The 15,607-nt window shown below is 61.9% G+C and carries 16 protein-coding genes and 1 tRNA gene; 7 read left to right on the top strand and 10 right to left on the bottom strand.

Features of this window, described 5'->3' with window-relative positions; genetic code table 11:
- Positions 1-46: 46 nt before the first annotated feature.
- The 4 genes from pgsA to BLT86_RS05460 form a co-directional block, all read right to left on the bottom strand.
- Positions 47-607 (bottom strand): CDP-diacylglycerol--glycerol-3-phosphate 3-phosphatidyltransferase, encoded by a 561-nt coding sequence (gene pgsA, locus BLT86_RS05475; protein ID WP_017677046.1) that lies wholly within the window; start codon positions 605-607, stop codon positions 47-49.
- 33 nt (positions 608-640) lie between these two features.
- On the bottom strand, positions 641-2,464 hold the full coding sequence (gene uvrC / locus BLT86_RS05470; RefSeq protein WP_026088577.1) for an excinuclease ABC subunit UvrC: 1,824 nt from the start codon (positions 2,462-2,464) through the stop codon (positions 641-643).
- 2 nt (positions 2,465-2,466) lie between these two features.
- Positions 2,467-3,111, bottom strand: a complete 645-nt coding sequence (gene gacA / locus BLT86_RS05465; protein WP_017677048.1) for a response regulator transcription factor GacA — start codon at positions 3,109-3,111, stop codon at positions 2,467-2,469.
- 164 nt (positions 3,112-3,275) lie between these two features.
- A tRNA-Ser gene (locus BLT86_RS05460) sits at positions 3,276-3,363 on the bottom strand.
- A 165-nt stretch (positions 3,364-3,528) separates the two neighbouring features.
- Here BLT86_RS05460 and BLT86_RS05455 point away from each other — a divergent pair.
- From BLT86_RS05455 to BLT86_RS05425, 7 genes are all read left to right on the top strand, one after another.
- Complete coding sequence (locus BLT86_RS05455; protein ID WP_017677049.1) at positions 3,529-4,197, top strand: Bax inhibitor-1/YccA family protein; 669 nt, start codon at positions 3,529-3,531, stop codon at positions 4,195-4,197.
- A gap of 121 nt (positions 4,198-4,318) precedes the next feature.
- Positions 4,319-4,711, top strand: coding sequence for a sulfurtransferase complex subunit TusD (gene tusD, locus BLT86_RS05450; protein WP_017677050.1), 393 nt, complete (start codon positions 4,319-4,321; stop codon positions 4,709-4,711).
- Positions 4,712-5,071 (top strand): sulfurtransferase complex subunit TusC, encoded by a 360-nt coding sequence (gene tusC / locus BLT86_RS05445; protein ID WP_017677051.1) that lies wholly within the window; start codon positions 4,712-4,714, stop codon positions 5,069-5,071.
- Complete coding sequence (tusB, locus tag BLT86_RS05440; RefSeq protein WP_017677052.1) at positions 5,071-5,370, top strand: sulfurtransferase complex subunit TusB; 300 nt, start codon at positions 5,071-5,073, stop codon at positions 5,368-5,370. Before tusC ends, tusB begins: the two co-directional genes overlap by 1 nt.
- The gene (locus BLT86_RS05435; RefSeq protein ID WP_017677053.1) at positions 5,367-5,702 is read left to right on the top strand and encodes a TusE/DsrC/DsvC family sulfur relay protein; all 336 of its coding nucleotides are present in this window, start codon (positions 5,367-5,369) and stop codon (positions 5,700-5,702) included. Before tusB ends, BLT86_RS05435 begins: the two co-directional genes overlap by 4 nt.
- Positions 5,699-6,694, top strand: coding sequence for a glycosyl transferase family protein (locus BLT86_RS05430; RefSeq protein WP_017677054.1), 996 nt, complete (start codon positions 5,699-5,701; stop codon positions 6,692-6,694). Before BLT86_RS05435 ends, BLT86_RS05430 begins: the two co-directional genes overlap by 4 nt.
- 73 nt (positions 6,695-6,767) lie before the next feature.
- Positions 6,768-7,766, top strand: a complete 999-nt coding sequence (locus BLT86_RS05425; RefSeq protein WP_017677055.1) for a glutathione S-transferase family protein — start codon at positions 6,768-6,770, stop codon at positions 7,764-7,766.
- 54 nt (positions 7,767-7,820) lie between these two features.
- Here BLT86_RS05425 and cysG read toward each other — a convergent pair whose 3' ends face one another.
- From cysG to ftsK, 6 genes are all read right to left on the bottom strand, one after another.
- On the bottom strand, positions 7,821-9,209 hold the full coding sequence (gene cysG, locus BLT86_RS05420) for a siroheme synthase CysG (protein ID WP_017677056.1): 1,389 nt from the start codon (positions 9,207-9,209) through the stop codon (positions 7,821-7,823).
- 165 nt (positions 9,210-9,374) lie between these two features.
- Entirely contained in the window at positions 9,375-10,655 is a 1,281-nt protein-coding gene (gene serS / locus BLT86_RS05415; protein ID WP_017677057.1) for a serine--tRNA ligase, read from the bottom strand.
- A gap of 80 nt (positions 10,656-10,735) precedes the next feature.
- Positions 10,736-11,116 carry a fluoride efflux transporter CrcB gene (crcB, locus tag BLT86_RS05410; RefSeq protein ID WP_017677058.1) on the bottom strand — a complete coding sequence of 127 codons (381 nt, stop codon included), beginning with the start codon at positions 11,114-11,116 and terminating at the stop codon, positions 10,736-10,738.
- On the bottom strand, positions 11,116-12,438 hold the full coding sequence (locus BLT86_RS05405; RefSeq protein WP_017677059.1) for a replication-associated recombination protein A: 1,323 nt from the start codon (positions 12,436-12,438) through the stop codon (positions 11,116-11,118). The genes crcB and BLT86_RS05405 overlap by 1 nt, the downstream gene beginning before the upstream one ends.
- Positions 12,439-12,441: 3 nt before the next feature.
- Entirely contained in the window at positions 12,442-13,068 is a 627-nt protein-coding gene (lolA, locus tag BLT86_RS05400) for an outer membrane lipoprotein chaperone LolA (protein ID WP_017677060.1), read from the bottom strand.
- A 125-nt stretch (positions 13,069-13,193) separates the two neighbouring features.
- Positions 13,194-15,599: a DNA translocase FtsK gene (gene ftsK / locus BLT86_RS05395; protein ID WP_370731136.1), complete on the bottom strand. Its 2,406-nt coding sequence runs from the start codon at positions 15,597-15,599 to the stop codon at positions 13,194-13,196.
- Positions 15,600-15,607: the final 8 nt, after the last annotated feature.

The raw sequence follows: 15,607 nt of genomic DNA, 5'->3' as shown, positions 1-15,607 counted from the left end.
TTCTATAGAATCGAATCGCGCCGTCAACCCTTTGATTCAAAAATACTTATTTCTTTTCCGAGGTGGTGCTGAGGTGCGGCCAGGCGGCCAACAGGTACTGCAGCATCGACCACAATGTGAGCACGGCTGCGACCACCAGCAAGATATATCCGAGCACGACCCAGAAGGTGAACACCGGTGGATTACCCAGCAGGATGACCAGCGCCAGCATCTGCGCTGCGGTTTTCCACTTGCCAAGGTTGGACACCGCGACATGCGCCCGAGCACCGAGCTCGGCCATCCATTCACGCAACGCTGAGACGACTATCTCGCGCCCGATGATGGTCGCGGCAGCCAGGGTCAGCCAGAGATTGGAGTGTTCGGCCGCCAGCAGCACCAACGCCACAGCCACCATCAACTTGTCTGCGACCGGGTCGAGGAAGGCGCCGAAAGGCGTGCCCTGCTCCCAGCGGCGGGCCAGGTAGCCATCGAGCCAATCGGTCACGGCGGCAATCGCGAAGACGCCGCTGGCAGCCCAATAGCTCCAGGAGAACGGTAAATAGAACAACAGGATAAAGACCGGGATCAGCGCGACCCGGAGAACGGTAAGCAAGTTGGGGATATTCATCGGCACAACTAGGCTGCGAGGTGAGCGGGCATTCTACTCGCTGTGCAGAGTGTCATAAATCAACTCGGCGAGCTTTTTACTGATTCCGGGCGCTTTGGCAATTTCTTCGGCGCTGGCACGGGACAATTCCTGCAGGCCACCAAAGTGATTGAGTAGCTCGCGCCTCCGCTTCGGGCCAATCCCAGCTACTTCTTCCAGGGTCGAGGTGCGCCGCGTCTTGCCGCGGCGAGCACGATGCCCGGTAATCGCAAAACGGTGCGATTCATCACGGATCTGCTGGATCAGATGCAGCGCTGGGGAATTGCCGGGCAAGGTGAACTCATGCTCGGCGTCGTTCAGGTAGAGTACTTCGAGGCCAGGTTTGCGCGTCGTGCCCTTGGCCACACCAAGCAGAATCAGATCCGGCACGGCCAGCTCCTGCAGTACCTCGCGCGCCATGGCCAACTGCCCCTTGCCACCGTCCACCAGCAGCACATCGGGCAACTTGCCTTCGCCATCCTTGATCTTGCTGAAGCGCCGGGTCAACGCCTGGTGCATCGCGGCGTAGTCGTCGCCGGCGGTCACGCCCTCGATATTGAAGCGCCGGTAATCGGATTTCAGCGGGCCTTCGGGACCGAATACCACGCAGGAGGCGACCGTCGCCTCACCACTGGAATGGCTGATATCGAAGCATTCCATGCGCTGCGGCGGCTCGTCCATTTCCAGCACGGTAGCCAGCGCCTCGAAACGCTCGGCCAGATGCTGCCGGTTGGCCAGGCGCGCGGCCAGCGCCTGTTCGGCGTTGGTCACAGCGAGCTGTTGCCAACGGGCTCGCGTGCCACGCACGCGCAAGCTGATGCTGAGACTACGGCCGCGTAACGACTCGATGGCCTCGATCAGCGTGGCGAAATCTTCATGCTGCACGTTGACGATCAGCTCGCTGGGCAGGTCGCGCTCGGCATTACCCAGGTAGTACTGAGCGAGGAAGGCCATCAGCACGTCGCCACCCTCCTCTTCGATCGCCACCTGCGGGAAGAAATTCTTGCTACCCAGCACGCGCCCGCCACGCACACTGATCAGGTGCACGCAGGCGCCACCGGGGGTGAGCATCACCGCGACCACGTCGACGTCGCCGGTGCCACCTTCCATGCTTTGCTGGTCCTGCACGCGGCGCAGCATGGAGATCTGATCACGCAGCTCAGCGGCGCGCTCGAACTCCAGGGCCATCGAGGCCTTTTCCATGCTGGCCGAGAGCTCCTCGCTCAGTGCATTGCTGCGGCCATCGAGAAACATCACCGAGTGGCGCACGTCCTCGGCGTACTCCTCCGGACTGACCAGGCCGACGCAGGGACCTTTGCAGCGTTTGATCTGGTATTGCAGGCAAGGTCGCGTGCGGTTCTTGTAGTAACTGTCCTCGCACTGGCGAACCAGAAAGGTCTTCTGCAGCAGGCTCAGGCTCTCGCGAATCGCCAATGCACTGGGATAAGGGCCGAAATAGCGCCCCTTGGCCTTCTTCGCCCCCCGGTGAATGCCGAGCCGTGGAAAGTCACCGTCGGAGAGAAACACGTAAGGGTAGGATTTGTCGTCGCGCAGCAGGATGTTGTATGGCGGCCGCCATTCCTTGATCAAGGTCTGCTCGAGCAGCAGTGCCTCGGTCTCGTTGGCGGTGATGGTGGTTTCGATCTGCGCGATACGTGCGACCAGCGCGGCCGTCTTGGGCGCCTGACCGGTCTTGCGAAAGTAACTGGAGAGCCGCTTCTTGAGGTTCTTCGCCTTGCCGACGTAGAGCAGACGAGCCTCGCTATCGAACATGCGATAGACGCCGGGGCGACCACTGCAAGTCGCCAGGAAGGCACTCGGATCGAATGGGGCAGACATTTTCAGCTGACGGCGTCGACCATGCCGTGGCGCACCGCGAGCAGAGCCAGCTCGACATCGCTGGTGATGGAGAGCTTCTCGAAGATGCGGTAGCGGTAGGTATTGACCGTCTTCGGCGACAGGCACAGCTTGTCCGAGATGTTCTGCACCTTGTGGCAGTTGGCGATCATCAGCGCGATCTGGATTTCGCGCTCGGACAACAGGTCGAATGGCGAACCACTGTTCTGCGGCTGGAAGGATTTCAGCGCCAGTTGCTGGGCGATTTGCGGGTCGATATAGCGCTGGCCGGCGAATACGAGGCGAATGGCCTGCACCATCTCATCCAACGCTGCACCCTTGGTCAGATAACCAGCGGCGCCCGCCTGCAGCAGGCGCGTCGGGAAGGGATCTTCCTCGCACACGGTAACGGCGACAACCTTGATGTCGGGATGGCTACGCATCAGCTTACGGGTGGCTTCCAGGCCGCCGATACCAGGCATTTTGACGTCCATCAGGACGACGTCGGGCTTGAGTTCGCGAACCTTGAGCAGGGCTTCTTCGCCAGTGCAGGCTTCGCCCACGACTTGCAGACCGTCGATATCGGCCAGCATACGGGTGATGCCCGTGCGGACCAGATCGTGATCGTCGACAACCAGGACCCTAATCAATCGCCACCTCGTTGCACCTTGTCAGCCACCGTGCAACGACGGTGAGATTGAACTTGCCGGTCACCTTAACAAAAAGCCAGGGCCTGACCTAGCTTGGCGCACGGGAGTCAAAAAGCAAGCGCCAGATTAGGATCAGCAATTGCGTCGTGGCAATTTTGGAGAATTGGCGGAAGCGGTGAGATTCGAACTCACGGATAGTTGCCCATCGACGGTTTTCAAGACCGTTGCCTTAAACCACTCGGCCACGCTTCCAGATTCTTGAGTGCGGAGGCTAACGCTCAACCCTCCGCAGCAGTGCGGGCGGCAATCTTACCGGAACGCAACACACTGTCAAACTCTAAGTCTTGGCAGGCAATCCCGCTCTGTTATGATCCGATACATTCGAATTTGAAAGCCTCTTACAACAGGAGCGTCGCCATGCAAGAGCGAGATTATGCACTCAACCATTCTCAGGTTGAGCAACAGGAAGTCAGCAGCGTTCTGCGCAATACCTATGGCCTACTGGCCATCACCCTGGCCTTCAGCGGCCTGGTGGCGTTCATCTCGCAGCGCGCCAACGTTCCTTATCCGAACATCTTCGTCGTACTGATCGGTTTCTACGGCCTGTTCTTCCTCACCGCCAAGCTGCGCAACTCTCCGTGGGGCCTGCTTTCTACCCTCGCACTGACCGGCTTCATGGGTTACACCCTGGGCCCGATCCTCAACCGCTACCTGGGCATGGCCAACGGCGCTGAAGTCATCAGCTCCGCCTTTACCATGACTGCGCTGGTGTTCTTCGGCCTGTCTGCCTACGTGCTGACCACCCGCAAGGACATGAGCTTCCTCAGCGGCTTCATCACTGCCGGCTTCTTCGTTCTGCTGGGCGCCGTGGTTGCCAGCTTCTTCTTCCAGATCAGCGGCCTGCAACTGGCGATCAGTGCCGGCTTCGTGCTGTTCTCCTCGGCCTGCATCCTGTTCCAGACCAGCGCCATCATCCATGGTGGTGAACGCAACTACATCATGGCCACCATCAGCCTGTACGTATCGATCTACAACCTGTTCGTCAGCCTGCTGCAGATCTTCGGCATCATGGGCGGCGACGACTGACAGCTTTCGTCCCCCTTCAAGCCCGCTTCGGCGGGCTTTTTCTTGCGCGGCCGTCAGCTGCCTTTGTTTGCCGGGCACCCTGGCCTTATCATTGGCGCAGTTTTGCCTCGCCGGAAACACCATGAAGTTTGCCATTGCCCTGTTCGCCGCTCCTCATCTGCCTGCCTCGCGACGCGCACTGCGTTTTGCCCAGGCGGCGCTGGCGGACGGCCACGAGATCGTTCGCCTGTTCTTCTATCAGGACGGCGTGCACAGCGCCGCCAGCAACGTGGTCAGCCCGCAGGACGAGCTGGATCTGCCCGGCGAGTGGCGCGAGTTCGTCACTGCCAACGGGCTGGACGCGGTGGTGTGTATCGCTGCTGCGCTGCGTCGCGGTGTACTCAACGCCGAAGAGGCGCAGCGCTACGCGCGCCCAGCGGCCAATCTGCAGGCCCCGTGGGAGCTTTCCGGCCTCGGCCAATTGCATGAAGCGGCGCAACAGGCCGACCGACTGATCTGCTTCGGAGGCCACTGAATGAGCAAGTCTCTGCTGATCATCAGCCGCCAGGCGCCCTGGAGCGGCCCTGGAGCCCGCGAGGCGCTGGATATCGCCCTGGCCGGCGGCGCCTTCGACCTGCCCATCGGCATGCTGTTTCTCGACGATGGCGTGTTCCAGCTAAGCAAAGCGCAGCAGCCTGGTGCGCTACAGCAAAAAGACCTTGGCGCGAACCTACAGGCGCTGCCCATGTTCGGCGTAGAAGATCTGTACGCCAGCCAACGCAGCCTGGACGAGCGCGGCCTGAGCGATGCCGAACTGAATCTGGCGGTAGAGCGACTGGACGACAGCGCACTGACCGCCCTCCTTGATCGTTATGACCAGGTGATCACCCTCTAATGGCCACCCTGCACATACTTTCCCATTCGCCGTTCGCCGATAGCCGCCTGGCCAGCTGCCTGCGTCTGTTGGGTACCGCTGATGGTCTGTTGCTCAGCGGCGATGCGGTCTACGCGCTGCAGCCAGGCACAACCAACCTGCAGGCGCTGCAACTGATGCCCGCCAGCGTTGCGCTCTATGCACTGGGCGAAGACCTAAGCGCCCGCGGCCTGCAGGCGCCCGAGCGCGCACAGGTCGTGGACTATCCAGGGTTCGTCGAGCTCTGTACCCGCTACGCCAAGGTCAACAGCTGGCTATGAGCACGCTCAACGTCGCCGGACGCGAAATCGCCCTGGACAAGGACGGCTACCTGGTCGACCTGCAGGATTGGTCACACCCCGTAGCCGAGGCGCTGGCCGCAGCGGAAGAGTTGCAGCTGAGTGACGAACACTGGGAAATTCTCGAACTGCTGCGCGCCTTCTACGCCGAGTTTCAGCTATCGCCGGCCAACCGTCCGCTGATCAAGTACGCAGCCCTGAAACTGGGCACGGACAAAGGCAACAGCCTGCACCTCAATCGCCTGTTCAAGGGCACGCCCGCCAAACTCGCCGCCAAGCTCGCCGGCCTGCCGAAACCGACCAATTGCCTATGAACCTGATCACGCCCGCCGAACACCCCTTCGCCCAGTTCGTGCGCATTCTCGGCAAGGGCAAGCGCGGCGCCCGCGGCCTGACCCGCGAGGAGGCCCGCGAAGCCATGGGCCTGCTGCTCGACGGCAAGGTCGAGGACACCCAGCTCGGCGCCTTCCTGATGCTGCTGCGACACAAGGAAGAGAGCGCCGAGGAGCTCGCCGGCTTCACCGAGGCCATCCGCCCACGACTCGCCGCCCCCGACATTCAGGTCGACCTGGACTGGCCTAGCTATGCCGGTAAAAAACGCCACCTGCCCTGGTATCTGCTGGCGGCCAAGGCGCTGGCCGCCAGCGGCGTGCGCATCTTCATGCACGGTGGCGGCGCCCACACCGCCGGGCGCCTGTATAGCGAGCAATTGCTGACAGCGCTGGATATCCCCTGTTGCCGCGACTGGCAGAGCGTGGCAAAGGCGCTCGATCAACATGGCCTGGCCTACAGCTACCTGGGCGACTGGATGCCGGCGCTACAGCGTATGATTGATCTGCGCAACACGCTGGGCCTGCGCTCGCCGATTCACTCCCTGGCGCGCGTTATCAACCCGTTGGGGGCCAACTGCGGGCTGCAAAGTATCTTCCATCCCGGCTACCAGGCCGTGCACCGCGAAGCCAGTCGCCTGCTCGGCGATCCTGCCATCGTGATCAAGGGCGAAGGCGGCGAGATCGAGGTCAACCCGGACGGTGCGTGCCATCTCTACGGCACTCTCGATGGCGAGAACTGGGACGAAGAATGGCCTGCGCTGTCAGCGCAGCGCCATGTCAAACCCGAACGACTCGACCCAGCCGTGCTGGGCGCATTCTGGCGCGGCGAGCACGATGACCCTTACGGTCGTCTGGCAGTGATCGCCACCATGGCCGTCGCATTGCGTGGCCTGGGCTTGGCCCGTGAAGCAGCGTTCCAGCAGGCACAGCAGCGTTGGGATGCGCGCCTTCAATCTAACCAGCCGATCATTTAAGCCAGCTTTTTCCACCTTTCAATCGAGTTCATAACGTTAGACTCCAGACTCACTCAAAACGGAGGCAAGCGTCATGGGCTTGTTGATCGATGGACGCTGGCACGACCAGTGGTACAACACCGGCAACAGCGGCCGCTTCCAGCGCGAAAGCGCACAACGCCGCAACTGGGTAACCGCCGACGGCAGCGCCGGGCCAAGTGGTGACGGCGGCTTCAAGGCTGAAGCCGGACGTTATCACCTGTACGTCTCGCTGGCCTGCCCCTGGGCTCACCGCACCCTGATCCTGCGCAAACTCAAAGGCCTCGAATCGCTGATCGATGTATCCGTGGTGAGCTGGCTGATGCGCGAACAGGGCTGGACCTTCGACCGCAAATTCGGCTCCAGCGGCGACCACCTCGACAACCTGAGCTACATGCATCAGCGCTACACGGCCGATGATCGCCACTACAGCGGCCGTGTCACCGTGCCCGTGCTGTGGGACAAGCAGACCGGCGGCATTGTCAGCAACGAGTCGGCGGAAATCATCCGCATGTTCAACAGCGCATTCGATGACCTGACCGGCAACGACCTGGACTTCTACCCCGAGCCGCTACGCGAGCGCATCGACCAGCTCAACGAGCGCATCTACCCGGCGGTGAACAACGGCGTCTACCGCGCCGGCTTCGCCACCACCCAGGAAGCCTACGAAGAAGCCTTCGACGAGCTGTTCGCCATGCTTGATGAGCTGGAAGCACTCCTGGGCAGGAATCGCTATCTGGCCGGTGAATACCTGACCGAGGCCGACATCCGCCTGTTCACCACGCTGATTCGCTTCGATGCCGTCTATCACGGCCACTTCAAATGTAACCTGCGACGCATCGAGGTCTACCCGAACCTGTCCAACTGGCTACGCGAGCTATATCAGTGGCCAGGCATCGCCGAGACGGTGGACTTCACCCACATCAAATCGCACTACTACGCCAGCCACGCCACCATCAACCCGACTGGCGTGGTTCCCAAAGGGCCGCAGCAGGATTTCACCCGCGCACATGATCGCCAGCGCCTGCCGGGTAAAGGTGTGTTTCAGCACTAGAGTGACGGCGGATGATGGCTGAAGCCCCGATAACGAGGCTTCAGCCACAACGCGTCAGATGCGGTTCTGGGCGCCTTCGAACCAGGCCAGCTTGTCACGCAGGGTGACCACTTCTCCGACTATCACCAGCGTGGGCGCGTGCACTTCGTGCTCGGCCACCAGTTGCGGCAAAGTCTCCAGGGTACCGGTGAATACCCGCTGACTCTGCGTGGTACCTTGCTGCACCAGCGCTGCAGGCGTGGCGCCTGAACGGCCGTGAGCAATCAGCTGCTCGCAGATGCCCGGCAGGCCGACCAAGCCCATGTAGAACACCAGGGTTTGCCCTGGAGCCACCAGGTCTTTCCATGGCAGGTTGCTGCTGCCGTCCTTGAGATGCCCGGTGACGAAACGCACCGACTGCGCATGATCGCGGTGGGTCAGCGGAATGCCGGCATAGGCCGCGCAACCGGACGCAGCGGTGATACCCGGCACGACCTGGAAGGGAATATCTTCCGCCGCCAGTTGCTCGATCTCCTCACCACCACGACCGAAGATGAACGGATCACCGCCTTTCAGGCGCAGCACACGCTTGCCCTGACGGGCCAGATCGATCAGCAACTGGTTGATCTGCTCCTGCGGCACCGCATGATCGGCGCGGCGCTTGCCGACGTAGATGCGCTCGGCATCGCGCCGGCACAGCTCGATGATGGCGGGAGCCACCAGGCGGTCGTAGAGCACCACATCGGCTTGCTGCATCAGGCGCAGGGCGCGAAAGGTCAGCAGATCGGGATCGCCCGGCCCAGCACCGACCAGATAGACCTCGCCCAGCGCACGTGGCGCTGCACCGGCCAGACGCTCCTCCAGCAGGCGCTCACCCTCCTCCGGCTTGCCGGCAAACACGCTCTCGGCGATCTGACCCTGGAAGACATCCTCCCAGAACACCCGGCGTTGCTGCACGTCGGGAAACAGCTGCTTGACCCGCTCACGAAAGCGCTTGCCCAGGTTGGCCAACTGGCCGTAGGTGGCCGGAATCCAGGTTTCGATCTTGGCGCGGATCAGCCGCGCCAATACCGGCGCATCGCCGCCACTGCTGACCGCGACGATTAGCGGCGAACGGTCGACGATGGCTGGGAAGATCACGCTGCACAGAGCCGGCGCATCCACCACGTTGACGGGAATGCCCAACGCCTGGGCCTCGGCGGAAATCTGCGCATTGAGCGGCACGTCATCGGTCGCTGCAATGACCAGGGCAACGCCCTGCAAGTCGCTGCTCGCGTAGCCACGCAGGAAGATGCCGCCAGGACCGGCCAGCTCCTGCAACTCGCTACGAATCTCCGGAGCGACCACATGCAAAACAGCACCAGCGTCGCTTAGCAGGCGCGCTTTGCGCAGCGCGACCTCACCACCGCCAATCACCAGTACCAGGCGATCCTGCAGCTTGTGGAACAGCGGAAGGAATTGCATAAATCAGCCTCGAATGAGGTGGGAAGGCGAACGACGGGCTCTTAGGGTGCGCCATGCGCACCGGACCAGGCTGAAAGACCTTGGTGCGCACAGCGCACCCTACGCCCATCGCCAAGCGCGCCGCCTGTAAACGGGGCAGCCGCACCACCCCGCTTTAGTACCGGCTCAGCCGATCACTTCAATGCCGCCCATATAGGGTTTCAGAACCTCGGGCACACGAATGCTGCCGTCGGCCTGCTGGTAATTCTCCAGTACCGCCACCAGGGTACGGCCGACCGCCAGGCCGGAGCCGTTGAGCGTGTGCAGCAGCTCCGGCTTGCCGGTTTCCGGGTTGCGGTAGCGCGCCTGCATGCGGCGCGCCTGGAAGTCGCCGCAGTTGGAGCAGGAAGAAATCTCACGGTACTTGTCCTGGCTCGGCACCCAGACTTCCAGGTCGTAAGTCTTCACTGCGGAGAAGCCCATGTCACCAGTGCACAGAGCCAGCTTGCGATACGGCAGCTCCAGCAGTTGCAGCACGCGTTCAGCGTTTGCGGTCATGCCTTCCAGCGCCTCGAAGGACTTGGATGGCTCGACGATCTGCACCATCTCGACCTTGTCGAACTGGTGCTGACGGATCATCCCACGGGTATCACGACCGGAAGCGCCCGCCTCACTGCGGAAGCACGGGGTATGGGCGACGAACTTCAGCGGCAGCTGCTTGGCATCGAGAATTTCACCGGCGACGATATTGGTCAGCGAGACTTCGGCAGTCGGGATCAGGTACAGATCGGCCTGGTCTTCACGACGGATCTTGAACAGGTCTTCCTCGAACTTCGGCAGCTGGCCGGTGCCCTGCAGCGCCGGAGCCTGCACCAGATACGGGGTGTAGGCCTCTTCGTAGCCGTGCTCGCCGGTGTGCAGGTTGATCATGAACTGCGCCAGGGCGCGATGCAGGCGCGCAATGGGGCCGCGCAGCAGGGCGAAACGCGCGCCGGACAGCTTGGCAGCGGTCTCGAAGTCCAGCCAGCCGTGCTGCTCGCCGAGGGCGACGTGATCCTTGATCTCGAAATCGAAGCTGCGCGGGGTGCCCCAACGCGCCACCTCGACGTTGCCGTCTTCATCGGCGCCAACCGGCACAGACTCGTGCGGCAGGTTGGGAATGTTCAGCAGCAGGTTGTCCAGCTCGTTCTGGATCGCATCCAGCTCACGCTTGCCGGCTTCCAGCTCGCTGCCCATCTGATCGACTTCCGCCAGCAGCGGCGCGATGTCTTCGCCACGCGCCTTGGCCTGGCCGATGGACTTGGAACGGCTGTTGCGCTCGGCCTGCAGTTGCTCGGTGCGCACCTGCACCGACTTGCGCTGACTCTCCAGGGCCTCGAAGCGGGCGACGTCAAGGGCGAAGCCACGGGTGGCGAGGCGCTCGGCGATTTCGGTGAGTTGCGTGCGGACAAGTTTGGAATCGAGCATGTTCGGGTCTCAATACATCGACGAAAAAAGGTTGCGGCCACCAGCGTGACGCGGGTTGCCGAGTGTAAAGCTTTAGCGGGTCAGGATGCCAATCGGGCCAGGCTCAGACCAGCCCAGGCAGCCAGCAGACCACCAAGGATACTGAATGCCAGGTAACCGAGCGCTTCGAGGGCGCGACCTCCATCCATCAGCTTCATGATTTCCAGGCTGAAGGATGAAAAAGTAGTGAAGCCACCCAGCACACCGGTAATCAGTCCGGTACGCAGCTCCAGCGGCAGGTCGGTACGGGTAAGGAACAGACCTGACAGCAGACCAATCAGCAGGCAACCGATGACGTTTACTGCAAAGGTGCCCAGGTAGAAATGCCGGGGCCAGTTGCCGGCTACCCAGCTGGCAACCAGAAAGCGCATAACCGAACCAGCAGCGCCCCCTACAGCGACGGCAAGCGCCACACGAATCATCACTTTCTCCTCTGCCTTGGACTGTTGCCATCCAGGTTGCGCAGGTGCTGCAGCTTGTCGCGGATCTTCTGCTCCAGGCCACGTGGTACCGGGTCGTAATACTGGCGCGGCTGCAGATTTTCGGGGAAGTAATCCTCGCCCGCCGCGTAGGCATCCGGCTCATCATGGGCATAACGGTATTCATCGCCATAACCGAGCTGCTTCATCAGCTTGGTCGGCGCGTTGCGCAGGTGCAGCGGCACCTCCTGCGAGCCCTGCTCGGCAGCGTCACGCATAGCCGCCTTAAATGCGGTATACACCGCGTTGCTCTTCGGTGCACAGGCCAGATAGACGATGGCCTGGGCCACGGCAAGCTCGCCTTCAGGGCTGCCCAGGCGCTCCTGCACGTCCCAAGCGTTGAGGCACAAGGTCAGTGCGCGCGGATCGGCGTTGCCGATATCCTCGCTGGCCATGCGCACCACACGGCGGGCGATGTACAGCGGGTCGCAACCGCCATCGAGCATACGCGCGTACCAGTACAGCGCACCGTCCGGGCTGGAACCGCGCACCGACTTGTGCAGCGCGGAAATCTGGTCGTAGAAGGCTTCGCCGCCCTTGTCGAAACGGCGCCGGCTATCGCCCAGCAGGTTCTGCAGCAACTCCACCCCGATTTCGCTACCATCCTCGGCCAGGTCTGCAGCGTTCTCGAGAAAATTGAGCAAACGACGGCCGTCGCCATCGGCGGCAGCCAGAAGAATCTGAAAGGCCTCGTCCGGCAGGCTGAGATGGCGATCACCCAGGCCTTTCGGGTCGGTAAGTGCGCGATTGACCAGCTTGCGCATAGCGGCCTCGTCGAGGCTCTTGAGCACATAGACGCGAGCACGCGACAGCAGCGCATTGTTCAGTTCGAACGAGGGGTTCTCGGTGGTGGCACCGATGAAGATCAGCGTGCCGTCTTCCACGTAGGGCAGGAACGCGTCCTGCTGGCTCTTGTTGAAGCGGTGCACTTCGTCGACGAAGAGAATGGTGCGACGGCCGTACTGAGCCGCGTGCTGCTGGGCCACTTCGACGGCCTGGCGAATCTCCTTGACCCCGGAGAGCACGGCGGAGATGGTTTCGAAATGCGCGTCGGTGACCTTGGCCAGCAGGCGCGCCAGGGTGGTCTTGCCTACGCCAGGCGGCCCCCAGAAGATCATCGAGTGCAAAGCGCCCTGCTCCAGCGCCTCGCGCAGCGGCTTGCCCGGCGCCAGCACATGCTCCTGGCCGACGTATTCGTCCAGACTGGTAGCACGCAAACGCGCAGCCAGGGGCTGCGCGACGGGTTGGCGACCGAACAGATCCACGCCTTACTCCTGGATGACGTCCGCGCCTTCCGGAATGTCGAAGGTGAACAGATGGTCTTCGACCGGCTCGTTCATCTTTACATTGAGGAACAGGATGTTGGTGCGCTGACCGATGCTGTCGATCAGTTGCATGTCGTTGAGCACGCGATTGCGGAACGACAGGCGCAGGCTGTCGAACAGGCTGTCTTTGGCCTTGGGCTTGAGAATGAAGTCGACCACGCTGCCGCCTTCCTTGTAGTCGATCTCGAAGTTCTCGCGGATCTGCGAGACATCGCCGGAGAGCAACAACGCGGGAGTGTGGGTCAGGCGCTGATCGAGTGTCTGAATGGTGACCTGCTCCAGATCCGGGTCGTACAGCCAGACCTTCTCGCCATTGGAGACCAGCAGTTGCTCCATGGGTTGATCGGTGTGCCAACGGAACATGCCCGGACGCTTGAGCGCCAGTTGCCCTGCAGTTTCCTGCAGCTGAGTGCCGCTGGCGTCGAGGGTCAACTGAGAGAAGCGCGCGCTGATGGTTTGCGCCTGGCTGAGCAATTCGCTCAAGCGCTTGGTGGCCGCCTCTTCATCAGCCTGGGCGGTCAGCAGGGTAAAGCTCAAAGCAGCCAGCATCAGCAGGCGAATAACACGCATATAAACCCCTTGAGTCCGTATAAGAATGGCGAGGCGACTCCGTACCCCGCATTGCTCGGCAGCACCTGGGCTGCCGTGAATCCTGTAGACCGCGAATTCAGCGGTTCATCCGCGAGACGCAACACTCAGTCACGAGATGAACCGGGCGCGAGTACCTCGCGTGAACCGTTGGTATTCATCGAGCTGACCACGCCGGCCATTTCCATCGCCTCGATCATCCGTGCGGCGCGGTTGTAGCCGATCTTCAGCTTGCGCTGCACGGCGGAAATGGAGGCACGGCGGCTTTCCAGCACGAAGTTGACGGCCTCGTCGTACAGCGGGTCTTCCTCGCTGCCCTCACCGCCTTCACCACCACCACCTTCGAAGCTGCCGCCACCCTCTTCGGCCCCGGCGAGAATGTCTTCGTTGTAATCCGGCGCACCACGCAGCTTCCAGGCTTCGACTACACGGTGCACTTCATCGTCCGAGACGAAGGCGCCGTGAACACGAATCGGCAAGCTGGTGCCCGGCGGCATGTAGAGCATGTCACCGTGGCCGAGCAACTGCTCGGCACCGCCCTGGTCGATGATGGTGCGCGAGTCGATCTTGCTCGATACCTGGAACGCCATGCGGGTCGGGATGTTGGCCTTGATCAGGCCAGTGATCACGTCCACCGACGGGCGCTGGGTGGCGAGGATCAGGTGAATACCTGCCGCACGCGCCTTCTGCGCGATACGCGCGATCAGCTCTTCGACCTTCTTGCCGACGATCATCATCATGTCAGCGAATTCATCGACCACCACGACGATGGTCGGCAGTGGTTTGAGCAGCGGCGCTTCGTCTTCCATGCTTTCGCGACGGAACAGCGGATCGGACAACGGCTCGCCAGCCTCGATGGCATCCTTGACCTTGCGGTTGAAGCCCGCCAGGTTGCGCACGCCCATCTTCGACATCAGCTTGTAGCGGCGTTCCATCTCGGCAACGCTCCAGCGCAGGGCGTTGGCCGCTTCCTTCATGTCGGTGACGACCGGGCAAAGCAGGTGCGGAATGCCTTCGTAGATCGACAACTCGAGCATTTTCGGGTCGATCATGATCAGCTTGGCGTCTTCCGGGCTCGACTTGAACAGAATCGACAGAATCATCGCATTCACGCCCACCGACTTACCGGAACCGGTGGTACCGGCCACCAGCAGGTGCGGCATCTTGGCCAGATCGGTAATCACCGGCTTGCCGCCGATGTCATGGCCCAGGGCCAGGGTCACCGGCGACTTGGCGTCATCATATTCGGGCGTCGACAGCACTTCGGAGAAACGCACGATCTGACGATTCTCGTTGGGGATCTCGATACCGACGGTGGTCTTTCCGGGAATGACTTCCACGACCCGCACGCTGGTCACGGCCAGCGAACGCGCCAGGTCCTTGGCCAGGTTGGCAATACGGCTTACCTTGACCCCTGCGGCCGGCTGGATTTCGTAGCGGGTGATCACCGGGCCAGGATGGATCGAATCCACCGCGACCTCGACACCGAATTCCTTGAGTTTGATTTCCAGCAGATGGCCAACGCCCTTGAGCGATTCCGGCGAGTACTCGACCTTCTTGGCTTCCGCCGGGTCGAGCAGGGAAATCGGCGGCAAGGTGCCTTCCACCGCGCTGTCGACGAACAGCGGCGCCTGCTTTTCCTTCTGCACGCGCTTGCTCGGTTCTGGCGCCTTGGCCACGGGCGGCGGCGCAATTACCGGTGCGGGGCGCTTCTCGCGCTCGCTCATGTGCTTGCTCAGCGACTCTTCGCGTTCGAGCAGACGCTCCTTAACCTTAGCTTGCTCACGGCGATCCGAAACCACTGGCGCAGCCACTTCGGTGACCCGCTCATCCAGCTCGCGCAGCTGAATCTTCATCTGCTTGCGCTCGCTACGGGCATTCCACCAGCCGGTGATGGCGCCGTGAATCAGCTCGATCAGGTCGAGGGTGATCTTGCCGGTCAGGTCCATCACACGGAACCAGGACAGATCGGTGAAGACGGTCAAACCAAACAGAAACAGTGCCAGGAATACCAGGGTACTGCCCTGCACGTTCAGCGCATGCACGGCCAAATCACCCAGGCTGGCACCGAGCATGCCACCACCGGAGCCCTGCATGCCGGCGGCCGCTGCAAAATGAATATCGCCCAGCGCAGCACCGGAAAGAATCAGGAAGACCAGGCCGATGCTATGCCAGGAAAACAGCCAGCCGTTCCAGTGCCAGGGTTGATTGCGGGTGCGAAACACCTGCCAGGTCTTGGCGGCCAGCAGGAGCGGGAAGATGTAGGCGAAGTAACCCAGCGCGCCGAACAGTGCGCTGGAGAGCCAGGCGCCGATGCTGCCACCGGCATTCATGATGCGTTCGACCTGCACGCTGTTGTCCCACGCCGGGTCGGCAACGTTATAGGTCAACAGTGCCATCAGCAGGTACAGGCACATAGCGCCCAGGGCGATCAACGCGCCTTCCTTCAGTCGGTACTGAAGCTTCTGACGCCAGTCGGTAATCTGGGTGGTGGAATTCTTCAAAACAGCCATTTCCTGCG

The organism is Pseudomonas sihuiensis (assembly GCF_900106015.1).
In the GTDB taxonomy this organism is placed as follows: domain Bacteria; phylum Pseudomonadota; class Gammaproteobacteria; order Pseudomonadales; family Pseudomonadaceae; genus Aquipseudomonas; species Aquipseudomonas sihuiensis.
The sequence above is the reverse complement of the archived record's forward strand: the minus strand, read 5'-3'. Positions and strand labels throughout refer to the sequence as shown.

Excerpts from the sequence above, each read along its gene's own strand:
- lolA (WP_017677060.1), bottom strand. The coding sequence starts at position 13,068 with ATGCGTGTTATTCGCCTGCTGATGCTGGCTGCTTTGAGCTTTACCCTG.
- BLT86_RS05425 (WP_017677055.1), top strand. The coding sequence starts at position 6,768 with ATGGGCTTGTTGATCGATGGACGCTGGCACGACCAGTGGTACAACACC.
- BLT86_RS05430 (WP_017677054.1), top strand. The coding sequence starts at position 5,699 with ATGAACCTGATCACGCCCGCCGAACACCCCTTCGCCCAGTTCGTGCGC.
- uvrC (WP_026088577.1), bottom strand. The coding sequence starts at position 2,464 with ATGTCTGCCCCATTCGATCCGAGTGCCTTCCTGGCGACTTGCAGTGGT.
- BLT86_RS05435 (WP_017677053.1), top strand. The coding sequence starts at position 5,367 with ATGAGCACGCTCAACGTCGCCGGACGCGAAATCGCCCTGGACAAGGAC.
- BLT86_RS05455 (WP_017677049.1), top strand. The coding sequence starts at position 3,529 with ATGCAAGAGCGAGATTATGCACTCAACCATTCTCAGGTTGAGCAACAG.
- pgsA (WP_017677046.1), bottom strand. The coding sequence starts at position 607 with ATGAATATCCCCAACTTGCTTACCGTTCTCCGGGTCGCGCTGATCCCG.
- tusC (WP_017677051.1), top strand. The coding sequence starts at position 4,712 with ATGAGCAAGTCTCTGCTGATCATCAGCCGCCAGGCGCCCTGGAGCGGC.
- crcB (WP_017677058.1), bottom strand. The coding sequence starts at position 11,116 with ATGATTCGTGTGGCGCTTGCCGTCGCTGTAGGGGGCGCTGCTGGTTCG.
- tusD (WP_017677050.1), top strand. The coding sequence starts at position 4,319 with ATGAAGTTTGCCATTGCCCTGTTCGCCGCTCCTCATCTGCCTGCCTCG.
- serS (WP_017677057.1), bottom strand. The coding sequence starts at position 10,655 with ATGCTCGATTCCAAACTTGTCCGCACGCAACTCACCGAAATCGCCGAG.
- ftsK (WP_370731136.1), bottom strand. The coding sequence starts at position 15,599 with ATGGCTGTTTTGAAGAATTCCACCACCCAGATTACCGACTGGCGTCAG.
- tusB (WP_017677052.1), top strand. The coding sequence starts at position 5,071 with ATGGCCACCCTGCACATACTTTCCCATTCGCCGTTCGCCGATAGCCGC.
- cysG (WP_017677056.1), bottom strand. The coding sequence starts at position 9,209 with ATGCAATTCCTTCCGCTGTTCCACAAGCTGCAGGATCGCCTGGTACTG.